At 47.2% G+C, this 22,531-nt stretch carries 18 protein-coding genes; 3 read left to right on the top strand and 15 right to left on the bottom strand.

Going from position 1 to position 22,531, the window contains the following annotated elements; all coding sequences use genetic code 11:
• Positions 1–13: 13 nt before the first annotated feature.
• Together MHH92_RS10365 and MHH92_RS10360 are read right to left on the bottom strand one after the other, a co-directional pair.
• Complete coding sequence (locus MHH92_RS10365; RefSeq protein ID WP_340903568.1) at positions 14–1,627, bottom strand: response regulator transcription factor; 1,614 nt, start codon at positions 1,625–1,627, stop codon at positions 14–16.
• The gene (locus MHH92_RS10360) at positions 1,602–3,401 is read right to left on the bottom strand and encodes a sensor histidine kinase (RefSeq protein WP_076249870.1); all 1,800 of its coding nucleotides are present in this window, start codon (positions 3,399–3,401) and stop codon (positions 1,602–1,604) included. Before MHH92_RS10360 ends, MHH92_RS10365 begins: the two co-directional genes overlap by 26 nt.
• A gap of 399 nt (positions 3,402–3,800) precedes the next feature.
• Between MHH92_RS10360 and MHH92_RS10355 the strand changes: the two genes are divergently transcribed.
• Entirely contained in the window at positions 3,801–5,243 is a 1,443-nt protein-coding gene (locus tag MHH92_RS10355) for a hypothetical protein (protein ID WP_340903566.1), read from the top strand.
• Between the two features lie 22 nt (positions 5,244–5,265).
• On the opposite strand, the gene MHH92_RS10350 is transcribed toward MHH92_RS10355, so the two are convergent.
• From MHH92_RS10350 to MHH92_RS10330, 5 genes are all read right to left on the bottom strand, one after another.
• The gene (locus MHH92_RS10350; protein ID WP_340903564.1) at positions 5,266–5,847 is read right to left on the bottom strand and encodes a DUF4269 domain-containing protein; all 582 of its coding nucleotides are present in this window, start codon (positions 5,845–5,847) and stop codon (positions 5,266–5,268) included.
• A 20-nt stretch (positions 5,848–5,867) separates the two neighbouring features.
• Entirely contained in the window at positions 5,868–6,074 is a 207-nt protein-coding gene (locus MHH92_RS10345; RefSeq protein ID WP_340903563.1) for a YwbE family protein, read from the bottom strand.
• A gap of 214 nt (positions 6,075–6,288) precedes the next feature.
• Positions 6,289–7,077, bottom strand: a complete 789-nt coding sequence (locus tag MHH92_RS10340) for a polysaccharide deacetylase family protein (protein ID WP_340903561.1) — start codon at positions 7,075–7,077, stop codon at positions 6,289–6,291.
• Between the two features lie 66 nt (positions 7,078–7,143).
• A complete protein-coding gene (locus tag MHH92_RS10335) occupies positions 7,144–8,082 on the bottom strand; it encodes an aldo/keto reductase (RefSeq protein WP_253507344.1) in 939 nt (312 codons plus the stop codon).
• Positions 8,083–8,191: 109 nt separating this feature from the next.
• Positions 8,192–10,216, bottom strand: a complete 2,025-nt coding sequence (locus tag MHH92_RS10330; RefSeq protein WP_253507341.1) for a Na+/H+ antiporter — start codon at positions 10,214–10,216, stop codon at positions 8,192–8,194.
• Positions 10,217–10,430: 214 nt separating this feature from the next.
• Here MHH92_RS10330 and MHH92_RS10325 point away from each other — a divergent pair, with 214 nt between their 5' ends.
• Positions 10,431–10,730, top strand: coding sequence for a hypothetical protein (locus MHH92_RS10325; RefSeq protein ID WP_047842412.1), 300 nt, complete (start codon positions 10,431–10,433; stop codon positions 10,728–10,730).
• Between the two features lie 99 nt (positions 10,731–10,829).
• Here MHH92_RS10325 and MHH92_RS10320 read toward each other — a convergent pair whose 3' ends face one another.
• Complete coding sequence (locus tag MHH92_RS10320; protein WP_036609579.1) at positions 10,830–11,312, bottom strand: MarR family winged helix-turn-helix transcriptional regulator; 483 nt, start codon at positions 11,310–11,312, stop codon at positions 10,830–10,832.
• A 271-nt stretch (positions 11,313–11,583) separates the two neighbouring features.
• On the opposite strand from MHH92_RS10320, the gene MHH92_RS10315 reads away from it, so the two are divergent.
• Positions 11,584–12,699 (top strand): FAD-dependent monooxygenase, encoded by a 1,116-nt coding sequence (locus MHH92_RS10315; RefSeq protein WP_340903559.1) that lies wholly within the window; start codon positions 11,584–11,586, stop codon positions 12,697–12,699.
• A gap of 134 nt (positions 12,700–12,833) precedes the next feature.
• Here the strand turns inward: MHH92_RS10315 and MHH92_RS10310 are convergent, their stop codons facing one another.
• From MHH92_RS10310 to MHH92_RS10280, 7 genes are all read right to left on the bottom strand, one after another.
• The gene (locus MHH92_RS10310) at positions 12,834–13,061 is read right to left on the bottom strand and encodes a hypothetical protein (protein ID WP_047842410.1); all 228 of its coding nucleotides are present in this window, start codon (positions 13,059–13,061) and stop codon (positions 12,834–12,836) included.
• Between the two features lie 215 nt (positions 13,062–13,276).
• Positions 13,277–15,853, bottom strand: a complete 2,577-nt coding sequence (locus MHH92_RS10305) for a beta-mannosidase (RefSeq protein ID WP_340903556.1) — start codon at positions 15,851–15,853, stop codon at positions 13,277–13,279.
• Positions 15,854–15,943: 90 nt separating this feature from the next.
• Positions 15,944–17,530 (bottom strand): helix-turn-helix domain-containing protein, encoded by a 1,587-nt coding sequence (locus MHH92_RS10300; RefSeq protein WP_340903554.1) that lies wholly within the window; start codon positions 17,528–17,530, stop codon positions 15,944–15,946.
• A complete protein-coding gene (locus MHH92_RS10295; RefSeq protein WP_340903552.1) occupies positions 17,527–19,308 on the bottom strand; it encodes a cache domain-containing sensor histidine kinase in 1,782 nt (593 codons plus the stop codon). Before MHH92_RS10295 ends, MHH92_RS10300 begins: the two co-directional genes overlap by 4 nt.
• A 30-nt stretch (positions 19,309–19,338) precedes the next feature.
• Complete coding sequence (locus MHH92_RS10290; RefSeq protein WP_235193817.1) at positions 19,339–20,193, bottom strand: carbohydrate ABC transporter permease; 855 nt, start codon at positions 20,191–20,193, stop codon at positions 19,339–19,341.
• Positions 20,194–20,229: 36 nt separating this feature from the next.
• On the bottom strand, positions 20,230–21,111 hold the full coding sequence (locus MHH92_RS10285; RefSeq protein WP_340903550.1) for a carbohydrate ABC transporter permease: 882 nt from the start codon (positions 21,109–21,111) through the stop codon (positions 20,230–20,232).
• A 101-nt stretch (positions 21,112–21,212) separates the two neighbouring features.
• The gene (locus MHH92_RS10280) at positions 21,213–22,526 is read right to left on the bottom strand and encodes an extracellular solute-binding protein (protein ID WP_340903549.1); all 1,314 of its coding nucleotides are present in this window, start codon (positions 22,524–22,526) and stop codon (positions 21,213–21,215) included.
• Positions 22,527–22,531: the final 5 nt, after the last annotated feature.

Raw genomic sequence — 22,531 nt, 5'->3', positions numbered from 1 at the left:
GCTGCGCCCTGAACTATACGGTACGTGACTGTTTTCGAAACTCCTGTGGCGTTATACCCGTGCACTTTTTGAACATTTTGGTGAAATGCGAGTAATTGTAGTACCCCACCTTGCCAGCGATATCCGTCACTTTGACGGTGGACTGGGACAACAATGTCTTCGCTTTGGCTACTCTGCCCTGCAGAATAAACTCAGACAGGGACATCCCCTTCTCTTTCCGAAACAGACGTGATAGATAAGCTGGATTGAATCCGGCAAAAGCTGCAAGTTCCTCTCGCATAAGTTCTTCACCAATATGAGTTTCAATATAAACGCACAACTGATCCACAATGGTCATAGGGCTATGATCGTCCGGGTACAACACCGGGATAACACGATCAATCAGATCAGCCGTCCACTGCTTCAACTGCGGCAACGACCTTGTCACCATACTCTCCTCCGGCTCCCGTTCACCCGGATACAGACTGCGTATTGACACGTTTTTCTGATGAAGCAGCGGATAGACCACATGCAGCATGGCATGATAGTAGAGATGCAGCATTTCAGGAGATAAACCCTCTTGGGCAGCAAGCAACTCAAAAATCTCATCCACACGTTCTCGCAAATCCCCTACTTTACCTGTCTCAAAAAGAATAGATAATTCCGAAAACCATGGAATAGGCAAAAAGCGATCTTCCTGATCTCTTCCCCGCTCATCATAGACAAAAACTTCTTCAAGCTCCTTAATATTGCGCCGCTCCATATCCATCAGTTCATTTAACATGCCTTGCAGCTCAGTCACAGCAACCGGGGCACCAACATAACAGGACAACCGACAGTAGAAATACGTACCACATTCCTGAATATATCCCTGACAACGTTGTGCCACTTCGCTCGCACTCGGAATGATGCCATCTTGCTCATAAGCAAGCACAATATTTAATCCACTTTGATCCTGAAACACCTCACCGGGCTTGTCGCTAAGCAGCATCTCTTTGGCTGCATTACGAAGGGCATATTCCAATACCTCTTCGTCACGCAAATCAAAATCACGCACCCATTCCTCTACTGAGATCACAATAGGTAACACACGAGCATGCGGATCAATCTCGGCACCATACAGTTCTGCGAGCTCTTGCAACCGTTGTTCGGTTAACGTGATACGCTGAGAGATGGCATCTTTCCAGAAGCGTTCCGTCAGCAGCGGTTTATGGGTTTTCCAGCGTTTGTATACGGTCTCATAAACTTCGTTGGTACGGGAACGCTGCTCTCCATCCTTGATCTTCTCCACCGCCTGGGTTACTACCTTAATCAATTGATCCGCTGGAGCCGGCTTCAACACATAATCAAAGCTGTTTAGCTTAATGGCTGTCTGAGCATAATCGAATAAAGCATGCCCTGTCAGGAAAATGGTCATTATACCTGGATCATGTTTTAACACCCAACTTTGCAGGTCAAGCCCTGTTTCACCAGGCATCTCGATATCACAGATCATGATATCAATAGCATTAGCCTTTAAGATCTTTCTTGCCTCTTCGGCATCACCAGCACTGTATACCTGGTCAATGCCTGCTGCTTGCCAATCGACTCCTTCCACCATTGCTTGTAATGCATACACTTCATCATCCACGATCAACAGGTTCCGCATAGGCTCCCCCTTCTTCCTCTTCGGTCTGAGCGGGTAAATCAATGATGACTTTGGCGCCATGATCCACCTCATTGCCAAACTGCAAACTGGCTTGATCACCATACTTTACTAAAAGCCGATGAGCCACGTTCCATATACCGATATGTTGTCCACTCGGATCTTCAGCGTATTGTCCATGTTGCAGACGCCCCAACAATTCCTCTTCAAATCCAACACCATTGTCCACAATCATCAGTTGAAGCACCGTCCCATCGACCTGACCGGACGACTTCTCACCGAGGCGCGCCACGATCCGAATGACAAAGGCTTGTGTCCGGCGCTGAAATCCATGAATAATGGCATTCTCCACAAAAGGCTGAATGGTTAATGGCGGAATCACATAATGTCCCAGATTCGGCTCAACATCCAGTTCAAAATCGAATCTGCTTGGAAACCTCAGCTTTTGAATTTCTAAGTAATGACGAATGTGCTCGAGCTCTTCATCCAGACGAATAACACGTTTGCCTGCACGCAGACTGAATCGAAAATAATCGGCCAGATGACCAGCCATCTGCTGCACCAACTCATGTTTTTGCAAGGAAGCCAGGCTATGAATAATATTGAGTGAATTCAGGTAAAAGTGAGGATTGATCTGCATCTGCAGTTGTTTGAACTCTGCCTCCCGCGTCCGCAACTGTTCCTCATACACATCAATCTTCAGATGCCGGATCTCACTGGTCATTTGATTGAAACTTCGTGTCATAAATTCAAGCTCCGACGAAGATGGCGGGTCCAGCTTCACATCGAGATCTCCACGGCTGACCCTTCTCATGCCTCGGATTAACGCATTCATCGGGCGGAATAACAGATGCCGCAAAAAGATCAGTGCAGTAACCAGAATTACTGCCGCACCAATAGGAAGCAGACGAATGATCTGCTGGAAAAACGGGAGGTTACGCATCATGTCTTCCTCAGGCAGCAGCACGATATAATTCATCTGGGACATGGCCGAGGCAGTACCCAACATCAAATATTGACGTGCTTCTCCCTTGTTCACAACTTCAGAGATCACCTGATACGGATTCTTCAGGCCGGGAAGATGCGCTGCAGCCAGCTGAATCTGTGCAGTATTCAATGTGGAATCCGATAGTGCCCCACCGTCTGTTCCAACAATGACTGCACCTCCCCGATCTCCGGATTCAGTGAATTGTTGTGTATGATTCAGTGCATTCATATCAACAAGTGCACCTGCATAGAACTGCTGGTTGATTCGCACCGTTTTCACCAGCGCATTCCACGTCCCGCCACGCACGATGCTCCATTCCGGCTTCTGGATATCCCCTTCCAATTGCTGCATCTGGACTGGCATACTCTCCTGCACAACCGACTTTTTGACATCATAATTGCCTGAAGTGGCGAGCAGCAGATCATCATTCACGGCATCATATAGAAAAAAAGAATCGATTAGATTATAAAAACCGATATCTGTCATGAATTTGTTCATAATCCGTTGCTTTGCAATGATATAATCGCCGCTGCCGTATTTCAGAAAAAACAGAGAGATAATATCCGGGTCCCGCTCGCCCAGACTATATAAATACCGATTCGTCTCCTGTAACACACGTTCATTCTGCTCCACACTCTTGGCGAGATGATTCATATTGGTGAGGGATACTTTGTCACGTACAACTTTCATGGCGTAGACGTTGTTGTAATAAAGCAGCATGAATAATGGCAGCATGATCAATGTAAGACCCACTATAAATTTAAAACGAAGTGAACGGATAAAGCTCATGGATTATGGATTCCCGCCCTTTTAGAGGTAGTTCAAAAAGTCCGCTGTACTGAAACCAGACTTATTGAACACACACTTTATTTCAACATAGTTTTTTTCTATTTTCTTCCTTATGATGGCATGTTTATTGTAATCACCCCTGCTTGCCACTGTCTATGGGGTCCCGTGACCTTCACATATCAATTCTGGTGACTTCCATCCACTCCAATTTCAAGAGTAACAAGCTTCATGTAGTAATAAATTCTCCAGTTGTAAAAAAAATCCTTCATTATTACTCAGAAGCTTCTCCCTAAAAATAAATGCTGCGGCAAGCCCCGGACTCCACGAACGCCCGATCTTGACATGCATACGATATATCACTCCTCGGGTTAGTCACCAGGATGTAGGGAGGCCTGTTCGATGAATATTCAACTCACTGCGTTACACTATGTCTATCTGGCATTTATCGTCTTGATTATTGCGGTAATGATCCGGCGCAGGGACACCACCATCATCTGTGTCGCGGGTATTATGACCATTGGACTTCTGGCAACCGAAACCTTAAGCGGGTCAGTTGCTGGGATCTTCAGCAGTTTTATCTATGCAACAAAAGAATTGCTGAGTACGATCTTTATCATCTCGATTATTGTGGCGATGAGCCGTGTTCTAATCAGAACCGGCATTAATGAGGTCATGGTAACACCCGTCACCCGGTTTATCCGTTCTCCTCAGGTCGCGTATTGGGGTATCGGATTGATCATGATGGTAGTATCACTATTTTTCTGGCCATCCCCAGCAGTAGCTTTGGTCGGTGCTGTACTGCTTCCAGTAGCCGTGCGTGTAGGCCTTCCTCCGATTGGAGCTGCTATTGCCATGAACCTGTTTGGACATGGGATAGCACTTTCGGGAGATTACATTATTCAGGGGGCTCCCAAACTTACGGCCGATGCAGCGGGTCTACCAGTCACTTCCGTCATGACGGCCAGCATTCCTTTGGTCATTGTCATGGGCACCGTATCTACACTTACAGCCTTCTGGATGCTGCGCAAAGAGATGAAATCAGGTTCACCTGTTCATTCCCCAAACGTTACATCAGGTACCGTGAGCACGGAACCTTTTTCCTCATCAGAAGCTGTGTCCACTTCTCAACCTGGCAATCTGCCTGTTGAACGTCAAGTCATGTCGCGCCGTCTGAAAAAGGTGTTCGCTCTGCTTATCCCTCTGTTATTCGCAGTTGATGTGATTCTGATGTTTGTATTGAAATTGCAAGGCGGCGATGCAACAGCTCTGATTGGCGGAACCGCTGTGGTTATACTGATTGCTGTCACCCTTGCCGCACATCGACATGCCGGACCAGAGGAAACGACCAACTATTTAATAGAAGGATTTCAGTTTGGTTTCAAGGTGTTTGGACCGGTTATTCCCATAGCCGCATTTTTTTATCTGGGAGATGCTGCGATTACGGAGTTGTTCATTAACCCTCTTCCTGAAGGTTCACACGGGATCGTGAATGATCTTGGGGTCGCCCTTGCTGGACTGGTACCATTGAATGATACGGTAGGCGCAATCACAATGACGGTAACCGGAGCAGTGACCGGAATGGATGGTTCGGGGTTCTCGGGGATATCCCTGGTTGGCTCGATTGCGTCCATGTTTGCAGGTTCGGCAGATTCCGCACCTGTGCTGACAGCATTAGGTCAGGTTGCAGCCATATGGGTAGGTGGCGGAACCTTGATTCCATGGGCATTGATTCCTGCTGCTGCAATCTGCGGAGTCAATCCTTTTGAACTTGCAAGACGCAACCTGAAACCTGTACTGCTGGGACTCACGGTAACAACAATTGTAGCCATCTTTCTAATCTGACCAAAGGGTTATGCTAAACCGTTCAAAAAGACGTGCGCGAACGCGCCCAGTTCCAGAGATCTTCACGTTTCATCTCTGCAAGATGCAGCATGTCCACATATGGATCTCCCTGTAATCCAAGTACAGAAGCAAAAGCAGGCTCCGTCTTCCACCCTGCCTGTTTCAGTCTGCGGATCTCACGGTGTCCCGCGTCTCCCCACAGTTGCAACAATCTCCACTCTACGATCATATGTAAGTATGCATTCTGCCTGTAAACTGGCACGGATTGGGCAAAAATCTCCACAGGCCAATGTCCCACTTGCAAATTACAAGTCACATAAGGACGTTGGTCTGGAAGATCCCCACCACGTACACATTCATACTCAGCAACGGCTCCAATTCGATTGTGTATCTCGGCTTCAAACAAGTCCAGATCCTCTGCATAACACAGCAGATCCAGATCACTTCCAGGTATATCAATATCAATTGGCACCGTTCCTGCTGGATATGGGTGATAGTCAGCTAATATATCAAGTAATCCACTGCTCTGTAACACATGATAGGCGTCCTGCTGACGTGTATTACCCGATGCCAGATGTGCCATTACTTCTGCGGTAGTACTCATCTCCCCGCCTTGGGCCACAGTTAGTTCGAGCCTCCTGTAATGACCTGTTTCACACGTCCCACTTGACCACTCGTCAGTCGTACTTTGATTCCGTGTGGATGCGTAGGTGACTTGGTTAACAGATCCTTCACAGTGCCACGTGTCAGCTTACCTGTAGCTTGATCCTGCTTCAGCACAATGTCCACTTCCAGACCTGGCTTAATATTTACACGTTGTTGTCCATTCATTATGTTCACTCTCCTCTATGTCGTAATTCATATCTTGTATACTATATAACCCTTAAACACAAAGCTCCATCTATTGTAGACGTTTTGGTTTCAAAACAAAAGGGACACGGCAATAACCTCCTACGCCTGATTCCATGGTTGATATGAAGACCAAGATAAAGAAACCGCAGGTCTCTTCAACTGAGACCTACGGTTTCTAATTGGATTACCATGTTCAGGGCTGCACATGCTTCAAAATAGACGAGGGCGAAGTTCCATCCTTCGCGGCTTCGCGTGCCTTTACAGCAAGTAGCTCAGACACCGTAACGAATTGGTAGCCCTGCTGTTGTAATTTCGGCAGGATCGTTTTGAGTGCTGCTACCGTATGCGACTTGCCTTCCACCTTATCGTGAAAAAGTACAATATCCCCATTACGTGCGTTCTTCAACACTTTGTTAACGATAGCCGATACACCTGGAGAAGCCCAGTCCCGTGTATCCTGATGCCAAGACCAGAGTACAATGGTATACCCTTTTTGTTTGGCAGCCTGGATGACCATGTCATTGTAATAGCCGCCCGGTGGTCTGAACAACAGGGGACGCTCCGCGCCAGCTTTAATGATGGAACTTTCCGCTTCGTTCATATCCTTCATGTACTTGTCCGCACTAGTTGATCGAACTGCATACGTGTGCGCATACGTATGGTTGGCGATTTCATGCCCTTCGAGCTGTTCCTGCTTAATCAGTTTAGGAAATTTATCTGCCCATTTGCCAAGTACAAAAAAAGTTCCTTTAGCATGATACTGCTGTAACAAAGCCAGGATCTGCGGAGTCTGAATCGGATCTGGTCCATCATCAAAGGTAAGGGCGATGAGTTTATCCTGTGTGGGAACTTCCCACACAATCTCTCCTCGTTCCTCATAATACTGACGGTTCTTCTGTACAGGCTTCGCATAGGCAGAACTGCTACCCAGCAAAATAATTAGCGTGAACATTCCGATGACTCGGGCTACCTTCAGGTTCATGTGGTGTCCTCACTTTGTCTTCATACGTAAACTCCCTGTTAGCATTTCCCGATTCACCCGAACTCATTAACGAAAGATCTGATCCACGACTGCAATTTCCTCAGCAGTTAATTCCACATTTAATGTTTGCAGATTGTTAATGACCTGCTCTGGTCGCTTGGCACCCGGAATCAATGCATCAATAGAAGGCTGAGTCAGGTACCAGGCCAGAACCAGATGAGCGACCTCAACATCCTTGGATTGTGCTATGCTGCGCAGTTGTTCAACTTTATCGAGATTTTCAATGAAAGCTTCACCTGTAAACAGCGGGTTCTTTGCCCGTCCATCCTGAAAGGTTGTATCACGATTATATTTCCCGCCCAGCAGTCCCGCTGCCAGAGGGAAATAAGGAACAAAAGAAATGTTATGCTCAGCCGTATACGGCAACAGCTCTTTCTCCGCATCTCTTTTGAACAGATTATATTCAGATTGCAGTACGTCTACATGCCCGTCCTTGTTGGCTTCACGCAACTGATCAATGGAGAAATTAGATACGCCAATGGCACGAATTTTGCCAGCGTCTTTTAATTGTTTTAACGAATCTACCGCTTCATCCTTAGGTGTATGTTCATCCGGAAAGTGGATGTAGAACAGATCAATGTAATCGGTTTGCAGACGTTTCAACGCCTCATCCACGGCTGTTTTCAGAAAAGCAGGTGAGTTATCTATGACAATTTTGCCATCCACTAATTTATGAGCTGCCTTGGTTGCAATGATGGTATTCTGCCGCTGACCAGTTTCCTTCAGTACTTCACCAATCAGTCGTTCGGAATGCTCCGGTCCATAGATGTATGCCGTATCCAAAAAGTTAATACCTTGTTTTAAAGCTGTACGAACTACTTCCTTACCTGTCTCATCATCCAGCATGTCCGGATAGATATTATGTCCGCCTACTGCATTCGCACCCAGTCCAATGGGATTCACGATCAGATCCGTCTTGCCCAACCGAATTTGTTGTTCTGTCATGTCTCATCTCTCCTTCACTGATCGAATAAGTATAATTTAGTTGTAACGTCTTTCTTGTCCCATATTATATCAAACCGTTTAGCATATTTAAAATATCGGATTTATCGGATTAGGTGTTTTTCAGCGCAGTTGCTTCCACGTCGTTAATAAACCGGCGCAGTTTCGCAGCCACATCACGGGTGATTTCGCCGTTTTCATACAGTTGTTGCACTGTATTACGCTGTTCCTGAATCGCCACCATCTGCAACTCCAATTTCTCCTGATTAAACGGATCTTCCGTTTTACCTTGGTTCCAGGTGCGCAATTTGGCAATTACACGCTCATACTTGGCAATGACCGACAGTGCGACAACTCGATTCCCATCGTTCATCTGGGCACGAATAGCCTTAATTGCCGCTTCAGAGGTGCGCAGCTTCACCTGACGGAACAGTTCTGCATTTTCAAGCATGAATGGTTGATTCGGCTTCTCGGACCGGTTGGTGAACAGATGTCCTAACACACGCCCGATCTCGCTGATCGAGGTCATGAACTGAGTGTTTGCGCGATTCGCCAGCATCATTTCCTTGCGATCCAGCCAGCTGTCACATTTGAAGGCCGCATCAGAAGCAATTGCATTTTCGTCCAGCATTACTTCAACTTCTTTACGCTCCGCCCGGGTGGCAATCAGGTTAATAGCCGTTTCTTGTTTCTGAATATCTTTGCGTTTATCGGCGGTAAGCTGACCTGCGGCCTGTCTGATGTACTTGGACAAGTCGGAGACAACCGCGAGTGCCGCAGCTTTGTTCTCATCGTTCATTTCGGATTTGACAGCTCGTATTGCCGCATTCAGCATAATGTCATGTGCTTTTCGTTCTGACTTCTGCGGTGTTTCTTCTGTAGATTTCCCATCGTCCTTGGCCAGAACTGGAAGAAACACGCTCGCCGCAATCAGGGAGAAGAGGATAACTCCTGCCGCGAGGAAAATAATCAGATCCCGTTCAGGGAAAGGTGATCCATCCTGAAGCACATAAGGAATGGAGAACGCACCCGCCAATGTAACAGCTCCCCGCACCCCAGAGAGGGAAATGATCGTAATATCCTTGAATCTGGGCCGGCCAATAGAGGATTTGGCACGCAGCAATTCATTCCCTTGCCAGAACAGATAGATCCAGAGAAAACGCAGAACCAGCAGTAGCACCGAGATCAAGCCCACGTATCCCAACACCTGCAGATTATTAAACGAAACATTTTCAAAAATGGTACTCAACACATCCGGTACCTGTACACCCAAAATAACAAACACCAGACCATTTAGTATAAATAAAATGACTGACCATGTGCTCGCAGATACCACCTGCATTTTCAACTGAACCGATTCAGCGCGGTCACGCTCAATGGCGTGGATAATACCGCCTGCCACTACCGCAAGAATACCTGATACCCCAATTTCTTCACTCACCAGATAGATGATAAATGGCGTCAGGATTTGCAGCAACATGTGAATGGTCACATCTTCCATGCCCAATCTACGGATCCATACCCCTAGCCTGATTAACAGAAAAGATAACAATGCCCCGACAAGAAGTCCGCCAATCGCAATCAGAATAAAACTGAAGGTTGCATTCGCCAGGGAAAATACACCTGTAACTGTGGCTGCAATTGCGAATTTGAAGGCCACGAGGCCAGATGCATCATTCATTAATGCTTCACCTTCAAGAAGCCTATGTATGCCTTTGGGCAAATGTACCCGGCCCGCCATGGCGCCAACGGCCACAGCATCTGTCGGGGACAGTATGGCTGCAAGAGCAAAAGCAGCAGGTAACGGAATCGAAGGAATCAGCCAGTGAATGGCATATCCCGCCACGACTACTGTCACGAATACAAGCCCTAGTGCAAGCAGAAGTATCGGTGCACGCAGATTCCATAATTCATTCCTTGGCGTTCGCTTACCATCGTTGTATAACAAAGGTGCGATGAACAGTACAAAGAACAATTCCGGATTCAATGGCAGGTGAACACCTGCGGGAAGCAAAGCTATAGCTACACCAAGCACAATTTGAATGAGCGGAATGGGAATAAAGGGTACAAACCGGTTTAAAATATTGGATAAACCAATCAGTACCAGTAACACAAGTACGGCAATAAATATTTCCATGATGACAATCCCTTTCCGCTATAGAAGTGGTGAAACCTTTGTTGTATAGGTTTATTTTAACATAATCCAACCTTTATTATAAAAATGTTGTCATATTCATATACCCAATCAACTCGCCTCAGACTAGTCTGAATGAAAGATTTCTGATGGATTCTGTATATAAGATGTTACAATATGCTCAGGACAATACCCGTTTGGAAAGGAACTTGCATCTATGGCATTTGGAATTAAACGACAGGAGCTTGCTGCGTGGAAGGAACAAGTGGCTCGTGGTGAGATTGCGTACCTCACTCACTTCTGGATTGACAACCGATTCCCCGGTATCACCAGTGTCACCAAAGTTGGCTGTGCAGATCTGGAACGTCTCGAACGTTGGTGCAACGATCATGGGCTGGACCCGCGATACATTCATCGGCGGCAGCCCTTTCCCCACTTTGACCTAATGGGCAGCAAGCAAAAAGAAATTTTGATCCAAGAAGGCATGACAGATCATGTGGTTCGCTTTCATTTGTAAACCAACTCAAAAACGCCAGTCTTCAAGGTTCATCCCCCCCGCAATTAGGGACGAACTCATGAGGACTCACGTCTTCAAGGAATCAAGTCATATTATGGACTACCGGTGGATCTGCTCAAACGACTTCATGTTCTCCAGCAGTTTCAGTTCAATTTTCTTCAGCATGCCAAACATCTGCTGTTGCTCCTCTTCGGAAAGTGCTTGCAACAATTCCCACGTCATTCGGCCGCGATTCGCATTAAGTGTCTTGGCAAGCTGCGCGCCTTCATCCGTTAAGGACAGCCAAACAATTCTCCGATCTTCTTCACTGCGCACCCGCTGGATCAACCCTTCCGTCTCCAGTTGATTCAGTACAATGGTGGTTGCGCCGGAAGACAAACTGAGTTGTCTGGCCACATCAACCGCCATGCAGCGTTTTTCACGTAAAATCATGCCCAATATATGACTTTTTGTCGGATTCAGTTTACAGTTGGTTTCGGTCTTCTGCTGCTGATCCAATACTTTATTTTTATATCTGAAGAAGGCCTCCAACAATTGATCCACATTTGCCAATTGAGAGTTTCGCTCCGTATCCGGGCTCATAAACGTTCCTCCTGCCTTTCATCATAACCTACCTTATATTGTAACATATTTACACTATGATGTTTGTGAAAAATGCGCTTGTATCCGACACCCTATCGTTGACTGCAAGACTCTTGTTTTATTTTGGGTTTCGCCTATTGCATTATGACAACGGGTTTGTTTATAATAACCTATATCTTTAAAGTTACTTTTAGTTACTTAATGATTTTAATAAATCTGTTGTTATAAAGTAAATAAAGCGTCACCATTATAATGCAAGGGACTTATGCACATGAATCAGAATACACAATCACAACTCAAAACGGACGTTTGCATCGTCGGCGCTGGACCTGGCGGTGCTTTGCTTTCTTATTTACTGAATCAAAAAGGAATCTCCACGATGCTCATTGAGCGGCAGCCCCACCTGCACAAGTCGTTTCGCGGGGAGTTGCTTAATGTGGACGGCGAAGCCATTTTAAATAAACACGGCCTCTATTCCCTCATTCAGGAACGAGGAGCGCTGCTCTTGGAACAGATTCAGTATTGGGAAAATGGGCAGATTATTCTTACGGTATCACCAGGCAATGGAGAATCTCATGTTGGTATTCATGTACCCCAAGATCATCTCCTGGAAGCCATCGTGTCGCATGCTCAGCAGCACAGTTCATATGAACAAGTACTATTCAATACGATTATGACCGGTTTGTTACGAGACAAGAACGGCCAGGTCGTGGGTATTAACATTCGGCAGAAGGGTGTTCCTGCCTCCATTGAAGCATCTGTAATTGTGGGTGCTGATGGCAGATACTCTGCTGTACGCAAACATTCCGGTATAACCCCGGAGATTCGTAAGCATGGGTATGATCTGCTCTGGGCACGCATTCCGGCACCCGTAGGTTGGGAACCCGCTGTTCGAATGGCCAGCATGGATGGTCAACAGCTCGCACTGTTCTCACAGTTCGGCGGTTATGTTCAGATTGGATGGAACATTCCCGAAGGAGCTTACTCCAAGCTGCGAGAGCAGCCGATTGCTCCTTTTGTAGATAAACTTGTATCTGCTTTTCCTTGCCTGTCTGATTCTGTAGCTGCCAACATTCAGAGCTGGAGTGATTTTGTTCTGTTATCTGTCGAAAGCAGCTATTGCCCGTCGTGGGCACAGGACAATGTTGTACTCATCGGTGATGCCGCTCATACCATGACACCAACCGGTGCGTTTGGACTTAATGCCGCGCTCGAAGATGCGGATGTGCTCTCCGAATTACTTGTCCAAATGGCTGCAGATCAATTCAGTTCCACTGCACAACTTCAGGAACTTCAGACGATTCGCGGTGCAAAGGTACAGCAGCAACTTGCACGACAAGTGGAGATGGAATCCTCTTTCCAACAGCGGTATGAATCCTTTCTCTAAACCCAGTTAATACAGATAAAATGCCTATATGCCCAAACAGCCGATCACTTCCTCATAGAGAAGAATCGGCTGTTTGGTTTGTTGGTTTGTTGGTTTGCTGGTTTATCTTTTTTTATGTAATTCCGTATCCTTCTTCATTTTCGTTTGCGTGGAGCAAACGTGTCTTCTCTGGGTGCTTCTTGTACAGTATCAACGTCCTTCGGATAGGATGAGATGTTATCTTTTTCATATACTGCTTTCTCCAGATTGCTTAAGCGGCGCAATACTTGTTTGCTTTTACGAACGATATATACAATACCAATAATCAGCAGGATCAACATCAGAATGAATATAACCATCTCCGGATAAAAGACAAATGACATGAATCCACCTCCTTTGAAAACGATTTCTCTATATCATTCTAACCTTAATGATTCAAGATGTGAACCCGATTGGAAGTTTCGCTTGTGGAATAAGGACTAAACCACCTGACACAACGACAGGAACTCACCCTGCTGCAAAAGTAAAAAAGGTGGCATCCCTGCTCAGGATTACCACCTTGAACCTCGAATAAGATTCGAAGTCTGTGATTATTATTTTATCCTTCTCTGCCGTTCATGGCACTAACTCGAAGTTCCGTCAGAGGCAGAGACGTTTGCTCTGGATGACGTAGTCTCACTGTTCGGCTCTCACCGGGGAGCAGATCGAAATAATTGTCACTGAATCGGACACGCCCAAGGGGAAGCTCCAGCTTCACCAATCGTGCAATCGCACCACTGGCCGTAACCGTAACAGACTGCTCCTCCTCGTTCACATGTACGCTCAATTGCGACTCTGGCAACTTCACATCCTTAGGATCGCGCAAGAAGTATCGATTACTCGGTGCCGCAAATCCTTCGGATACCAATTCAACCATTACTTCCTCCGCGCGTCTACCCTGTAACACCTGTACTTCAGTTAATTCAGCAATACACCGTGAGGATTGGGATGTTACCTCAACAGCATGTGAGCTGGAGTAGATCTTCTCTCCATTCAATGCATAGACATTGAGTCGAAGCTCCCCTTTCAAGACGTCACGTGTATCGTTCACAACCCACAACGCAAGCGGCTCACCCGTCTCATGCTCCAGTGACAACAGAACAGGATGAAAGAATATTTTCCCATAATAAAAGGATGCCTTCGGCAGCAGTTCATAATCGATCATGGACCAGCTTGTTCCTGGCCAACTATCATTCAATTGCCATACAAGCGCACCGCTGTTACGGTGATTGATGCGCCGGAAATGTTCAATTCCATATCGCAGCCCTTCTGCTTGAGTGAGCATGGAGTAGTTCATATACTCTTCTATATCTTGCGGAATGCCTGTGTAACCCTCCATAAGCAGAATACCTTTCTGGTGATTGGTATCTTTGTTACGATAGGCCATCTCCGGACTGCCCCAGTAAAACTGCCCTGCGGGCATATTTTTCTCCAGTGTGTAACGATTGGCCGAGGCGTGCATACCAAATTCACTGCTGAACAGCGCATGATCCTTTTTATAATTTTTGAACGTTACACCTTCAATGCTGTAGTCCAGCAGCGGCGGCTCTCCATGCTTCCTTGGATAGACCGAACCATGCCATACCTGCCAATTGTGGCGATCCCCCACATCCGGGTCATTCGCATCCTGACCGTTACTGTCCCCGAACGGCGAAGAAGGCCAGTACGGACGAGACAGATCCAATCGCTCCAGCACTTCAGGGATCAGCTCATGATAGATAAGTTCACCGTAGAACGGGCTGGTAATATCTCCACTTGCAGACTTCATATCATAGAGCCAATCTATTTCATTATTCCCACACCAGAGGGCAAGCGAGGCACGGTTACGCAGGCGCAGGACATTGTTTTCTACCTCATGCCGTACATTATCCATGAAATCACGATTGAAATCCGGGAACAGTGCATTCGCGAATGCAAAATCCTGCCACACCAACACCCCTTGCCGATCACACTCATCGTAGAAGACATCCTTCTCATATATACCACCAGCCCAGACACGCAACATGTTCATATGCCCTTCCACCGACAGCTCGACAAGCTCACGATACCGAGAGTTTGGGATGGCGCCAATCAGATGATCAGCCGGGATCCAGTTGGCACCCTTGGCATATACTTTGACTCCGTTCAGAATAAAAGTAAATGCATTTTCACCCCGTTCATTGTGAAGAGCCAGCTCAATCGTTCGTAACCCATAAAGCTCGCTATAACGATCCACCTCAACGCCATCGGCGAATAATGTAACCTCCAGCGTATACAGATACGGCTCACCCAGATCATGAGTCCACCATAACTGAGGTGACGTAACGTTTAATGTGGTATCTGCTATACCACCCTCTACGGGTAGTTCAGTGACACCTGCCACCTCGTGTCCACTGCGATCCAACAGACGAACATTACAGGTCGCAACCACAGCCTGCTCACGTTTCTGTCTGTTACGGTAAGACAAGACCGACTTCACATCCGCAGTGACATGTAAGACTGCCAACTCTGAACTGACTGATTCCGTTCGAGCATATACACTTTCCAGCTTGGCGATTGTTCGTTTTTCCAGCCTTACCGCACCCCAGATCCCCACCGTAACCATGCGTGGACCCCAGTCCCAGCCAAAGTTCATCGCTGCTTTGCGCAACCATGGCCGTTCCTTCGTATACGAGGACCAGTCAAAGGTTTCTTTGTCCCGGTGATGCAGGTGAAGCGGATCAAACTTGACAGCAATCGCATTCCAGCCGCTGCGTACCAGAGACGTTACATTAAACGTATGTGACATAAGCATATTGGCCGTTTTCCCGACCTCATGGCCGTTGACATATACCGTTGCAAACGTATCCAATCCTTCGAACACTAATTCAAAGTGCTCCTTTGTCTCTGCATCGCTCACCAGATTGAAGGTTGTGCGGTACCACCATTCCTTTTGCTCAATCCAGCGACTTTTGGCATCATTATGTCCGTAATAGGGCGGATCAATGATACTGCGCTCAACCAGTGCAGCATGTACATCGCCAGGCACTTCAGCCCCAATCCAGAAACGGTCATCCAGCGCAGCTGCTGCCACATCCATTGCCCGCTTCTCTCCAACTTCAAAATGTTGTATCTTCCATTGTCCCGATAAATCCTGACTTGAACTATAGGTCTTCATCAGTATGCCCTCACTCTCCAATAACCCTAAGTAATACCATATCGAAAACGTTTGCAGAAAGGTAAAACATGTTTCCTAATCTGCTCATTTCTAACTTCCCGAAGGCTTGAACAACAACGCCTCTTCGCGATACTCACTCGGGGTCTTGCCCGTATGTTTTTTGAACAGTCTGCTAAAATATTTCACGTCCTCGTAGCCGCTGATTGCAGCGACTTCACTGACCTTCGCTGGAGACACCGCCAGCATATCCATCGCTCTTCGTATACGCATATCGGTGACAAAATCTCCGAAGGTCACACCCATTTCTTTTTTAAACAGTTCACTGAGGTGACCCGGATGCAAATGAACATGTCCAGCTACCTGCTGCAGATTAATATCCTGCGCCAATGAAGATTCAATATAACCGATAGCCTTCTGCACATGGGCAGCCTGTCCCTGACCCATTCGGCTATGATAGACATGCATCAGACCATACAGATGATGGAACAGCATATCCCCGAGGTCACCAGCTTCGGCATCCGGTTCCGGCAACCAGGGCTCGAGCCTTGCGGGTTCTTCACGCCCTGTGGCTCGCATTGTGCGAGTCAGCCAGCGATGACCTGCAATGACAGCCGAGTGCAAACAAGCATTGAACGATTCTGGTGTGACCTCCGGTTCTGTAATCAGATTAGCCACAAGTTCCCGCGTCCATGTCGTTAACGTGACTGAATCATTATCCAGCAATATTGTACCAAGTCTGGTCTCCTCTTCGTGCGTAAGTACAGTTTTACCACCTTGGCGATCCTGAACGTGCTCATAATGCCATACTTTATCATCCATCAAACCCCGATATCGGAAGGCAACTGAAGCAGTTCTATAGCTTTCGTGCAGATCTGCATATCCACGCATAGGCAGACCTACCGCTGCGCGCAGGGTGCACTTCAGTAATTGCTCCACCCGACGTAGTGCACTCTCCAGCCTGAACGTAGTTTCATGTTCCACAGGCGGCCATGAAACTACACAGATAATTTGCTGTTTCTCTACATGAGCAATGGCACCAGGTAACATATCCTCCAGGGTATTCTGCACCGCAAATCGTAATAGCGCATCCGAGGATTGATCCCAACCCTCTGCTCGAAGAATAATGACTTGTCTGAGAATCTGTTCATCATCAAGGCCAACAACCCCTGCCTCTTTTCCAGCATCAGATCGCAAGAATGAAGGAAAATGGCCCGAAGCGGTGTCACCATCAATGATCCATCCAGCAAATAACCGCTCTCGATTCTCCCGCATAAGCTGGCCCTCTCTGGACTTCTCTGCCCAACGTTCCGTGATTCGCTGTTTGGCCTGTAATACGGTTTTGATGATCTCTTCCGGCTTGCTTGTTTTGAGCAGATAATCTGTAACACCTTGGCGAATGGCCTGTTGGGCATAAGAAAAGTCATCGTATCCAGACAAAATAATGACCTCCAGCTCAGGTAACAATCGTAGTCCCTCTTCTGCCAGTTCCAGCCCCGATCTGCCTGTCATCCGAATATCCGTCATCAGGATATTCGGACGTTCCTCAGCCATGCGTGTTAACGCCTCCTCTGCCGAGGCAGCAGGTTGAAGAAGCTCAATTCCGAGTTCATGCCACGCGATAACGCTGGCAAGCCCTGTACGGATAATGACTTCGTCATCAACAATTAATAGTCTCATGGCGAACCCTCCAAGATTGGAATGGAAAACGAAATCCGGGTACCTCCCCCAACCCTGCTGTCTACTTCAAGCTGTGCATCCGCTCCATAATGGAGCAGCAGTCTCTCATTTACATTGCAGAGCCCATAACCGCCTTGGTTTAGCTGTTTTTCCGGCTGTTTTCCCTTCCATTCCCTAATACTTATCCTTAGTTGTTCCAGTCTGTCCGGCTCCATGCCAACACCATCATCCAGCACCAGCACATTCATCTGTTCATTATCCGGGTCCTTACGAATCATTATGGTGATGGTACCCACGCCTGCTTTGGGCTGAATGCCATGAATCATGGCGTTCTCAACAAGCGGTTGCAGCAATAACTTCAGCATCATTCGCTTCTCAAGCGCTGGATCTACGATATAATGCAACACAAATTGATCAGGGAAACGAATCGACTGCACACGCACATAATGGCGAATATGAGCAATCTCCTGTTCCACAGGGCAGTAATCCTGACCATTATTCAAGCTGATACGCAGAAAATCACTCAGGCCCTCAACCATATCCGCAATTCTCTTCTCTTCAGACATTAAGGCAATCCAGTGAATGGAAGAGAGCGTGTTATAGAGAAAGTGCGGGTTAATCTGCGCCTGAAGCACTCGAAGATCTGCCTCTTTTTTGCGAGCTTCACCTCGAATAACCTCTTCCTTCAATAACTGAATATGTGCACCGAGCAGATTGTAACTCTCCCCAAGCCTGCCAATCTCGTCATCACTTTCAGACCGGAACAGCGGAAGAGGACGCTCCGGATCAATTCGGGACAGATGTCTGGTAAGCACACGAAGCGGCCTCGTCACACGCCGCACCGTAAACCAGACCAAGCCAGCACTAATCACAGCAGACATCGCAACGGCACACCCGGTTAGAATAAGGATATACCGATTCTCCGACTTGTACTGGTCATAGGGAACCGTTCCGACCAACGTCCAACCGGTCAGTTCTTCCGGATAATAGAGCAACGTCCGTTTATCGTCACCACTGCCATACGTGGTGGTTCCGCTACCGCCATCCTGAATTAACGTTGTAATCCCTGGTTCGACACCTTCCAGCTTAAGTCCAAGCCGGGATTTGTCCATCGAAGACAGAATCTCTCCAGAACTGCCGATGAGCTCCAGTCTGCCCTGCCCTCTGCCTAATCCCAGAGCGGCCCATCCCTTGGATATGGCCTTCTCATCCAGACTAATGGCTAACCAGCCGATGGGTCGATAATCATGGATACTGCGAATCGGCCGAACCAATGTGATCACATTTTGTATACCCGCATAATTCTGGACCGGATATACCCCCGTCCATTTTTTCAATGCTTCTCCGCTCGGCACTGGTGGATAAGATAAGCTTGAATTATTGGATTCATACCAGGTAGCCGTAGACAATGTGGCATCGAATCGGCTTGGATATATGGCGATGTTCGCAATATATTTCTTGGAAGCCGCCAGATTGGTCATCCTGCCCAGGATATCCACCCGGTCCAGCTCATGATCTTCATTGTGGCTAAGATACTGCTGGATGTCCCGTTCTCCAATCAGGAAAATGGAGAGATTCTCGGCATCTTGTAACATATAACGAAGATTTGCTTCCACCTGTTTCAGCGTATCCATGCCGGACAGCTTTGTTTTTTGCTCTGTAATGCGGGAAGAGATCAGAAAGGCGAACAGACCCAACGCCAGCAATGGCACAATCATTGAAGCCGTCACGACGACCGATAGCTTCCTTTGTAACGAAGATGTGAGCCAGCGTGCCAAACGTTTCTCCTCCTCTGGATGTGCTTTCGCCTATCCTTTGACAGCTCCGGCTGTCATGCCTTTCATAACTTGTTCCTGGAATATGAGATACAAGATAATGGTTGGAATGACCGATAGGGTCATGGCAGCAAGCGTTAATCCGTAATCGGTTTGATACCCATCCGCAAAGTTCGCAATGGCCAGCGGTAACGTTTTCAATCCGGTTTTGTTGATGAATACAAGCGCAAATGAAAAGTCATTCCACGCATGCAGGAAACTCAGGATCGTAACCGTTGACAACGCAGGCACAGACATGGGTAGCATGATTCGGGTAAACAGCCCCCAAAGTCCTGTTCCATCAATAAAAGCTGCCTCTTCAATATCACGTGGAACACTTGTCAGATAAGCCGTAAGCACAAAAATGGCCGTAGGCAATGCAAAAGCCGTATAAGGTAATATTAAGGCCCAGTACGTATTTAGCAAGGACATCTGTTTCATTAGAATAAATAAGGGGACAAGCGTACTATGGATCGGAATGAGCATACCAACAACAAAGAAGGTCATGATCAACCCTTTCCAGCGAAACTGGAAACGAGCCAGGATGAATGAAGCCAGCGCTGCAATGAACAGCGTCAGAATAAGTGATCCCACCGATACAATTAGTGAATTGCCAAAAGCGGTTCCCAGCCTGGAGCTTTCCCATGCATTGCTGAAATTGGCAACATTCCAGTTTTCCGGCAGACCAAAGGGCCTGCTATAGAAATCTTCATTTGTTTTGAATGCACTAATCACGAGCCAGTAGAACGGATACAATGTTAAAATACCATAGACCGTTAGCAGCGTCCAAACAATTCCGCTACGTAGGCGGCGAATCGGATGGCCCGAGCTGCTTTGTGGTGATGGCATGGATACAGGTGTCACGCGCATGATAACTCCTCCTCTCTATTGATTCTCTTTTCGTTTGCGACTGGTTAGCCACTGGCTTGTTCCGATCAGCAGCAGGGAGATCAGTACGATGGTTGTTGAGATCGCACTACCAAAACCATATCGGTATGTTGTAAAGGTTGAATTGTACATATACGTTGCAAGCAGTTCCGTCGCATGTGCCGGACCACCCTTGGTCATGATGTAGACCAGATCGAATGATTTCAGACTACCCGAAATACATAGAATGATCGCTACCTGAACCGTACCCCAGATTATAGGCAAAGAGACCGATACCAGTTTCCGGATTCCTGAAGCACCGTCTATTTTGGCAGCATCATGAATCTCGCCTGGAATATTCTGTAGTGCCGAGATAAAGATAATCAGATACAACCCGACAAAGCTCCAGAGCAGCGGCGGTACCAATGAGAAAATGGCAATCTTGTCATCGGAAAGCCATTGCAGCTTCCAACTTTCCAGCCCCAGAGCGTCCAGCAGAAAGTTCAATATCCCGATCTGCGGATGATAGATATACTGCCAGATCATACCGATAACGACAGTGGATAACACCATCGGCAGAAATACGGCTGAGCGCAGAAACCGCTGTAACGGATTACTTTTGTGTAAGATGACCGCCAACATCAGCGCTAACGGAATTTGTCCAAATACCGATGCCAACACAAAAATAACGTTATTTTTCAGTGCCCGCCAGAACACAGGATCACGCCAGATCTCCACGTAATTATCCATACCAATATATTTGGATGCGCCAATACCGGACCAGTTGAAGAAACCGTAGTATGCCGACCACACGACCGGTACAAATACAAACAATGCATAAATGATGACTGCCGGGGCCAGCCCCAGCATAATAAAACGCCGACTGCGCAGTGCGTTCATCTGTTCACTTCCCTTCGATAAATGCCTTTACCAACTTGCAACTGACTGTCTCATTCATACTTAAAACCCCTCCCCTGCCGGGAAGGGGTTTTAACGAATGGTTACTGACTAACTGCATTGGCTTGAGCCGCCTGAATTTTAGCCGCAATGTCTTCGGTCTTACCGCCCATTAGCAACTCTTGCAATGCATTATTAATAACCTCAACCGTTGCCGATCCCAGCTTGGAATCGTATACTGGCGTGATCTTCACTTCCTGCATCAGATCATATAATTCTACGAACAATGGATGTGCTTTGGTTTTGTCCAGATCAATCTTGTAACTCACCAATGTGCTGCTTTCCAATGTGGCCTTCTGACCATCAGGTCCTGCCAGCGCATAGAACAGCTCCATCGCTGCCTCTTTTTGTGCACCGCTCAGCTTTTTACTTACACCCAACCCGGTTCCTACTACACCGGATGTTGTTCTTGGTTCACCCTGACCTCCGTCCACTGGAGGAAGAATCGTAATATGTGTGTTGTTCAACACCTCTTCAGGTGCATTGTTCACCAGATTTGCCAAGGCCCATCCGCCGTTCATGACCATCGCTGCCTTACCTTGGAAATAAAGCTGCATCATCTGTGTCTCATCGATACTGTTGAATCCATCTTGGAATGCTTTGGTGTTGCCAAGCTCCTGCATCTTGTTCAAGGCTTCAATAAATTGTGGATCGGTAAAGCTTGCACCCTCTTGTGCTGCCGCTTTCAAGAACCAGTCTGTGCCGGTAATTCGATCAGCCAGTGTACTGAATATCGTTGATTGAGCTACCCAGTTGGCTTTGTTGCCAAGTGCCATGGGAATGACTTTATTTTGATTAAAAGTAGCAATCGCTTGTTCCAGTTCCGCCCACGTCTCAGGCACTTTTACGTTGTACTGTTTGAAAAGAGCTTCATTGTAATAAATGAAGGAACTTGGCGCCAGATTCATCGGCACGGAGTAGATATTCCCGTCCACAGTGTATCCATCCAGTGCATTTGGGATAAAGTTATCTTTCCACTCCGGCTTTGCGTCCAGCTCTGCATTAATGGGCTGTAGCAGATCCCCTTTGACAAATTCCTTCGTCATGGCATCCGGCCACATCACGAACAGGTCTGGCATCTCATTGGCAGCGGCCACCGTACGAAGCCGGGTTTTGAGACCATCTGTTGGCAGGCCTTCATCCACAACTTCAATATCTGGATGCGCCGTGCGGAAATCTTCAATAATTTTGCGCATCGCAACCGCCTTTGCATCCTGTCCGGTCCAGTTGTGCCAGAGTGTGACGGTTACTTTGTCATTGCCGCTGCCTCCTTCTGAAGTGTCCCCGCCAGCACAGCCAGCCAGAATAATGGAGAACAATGTTATTGCCAGGAAACCCGAAAGCCATTTTTTCAACATCTCTA

It is taken from the genome of Paenibacillus sp. FSL M7-1414, from assembly GCF_038003195.1.
GTDB classification, from domain to species: Bacteria; Bacillota; Bacilli; order Paenibacillales; family Paenibacillaceae; genus Paenibacillus; species Paenibacillus amylolyticus.
This window is presented reverse-complemented; position numbering and strand designations above follow the sequence as displayed.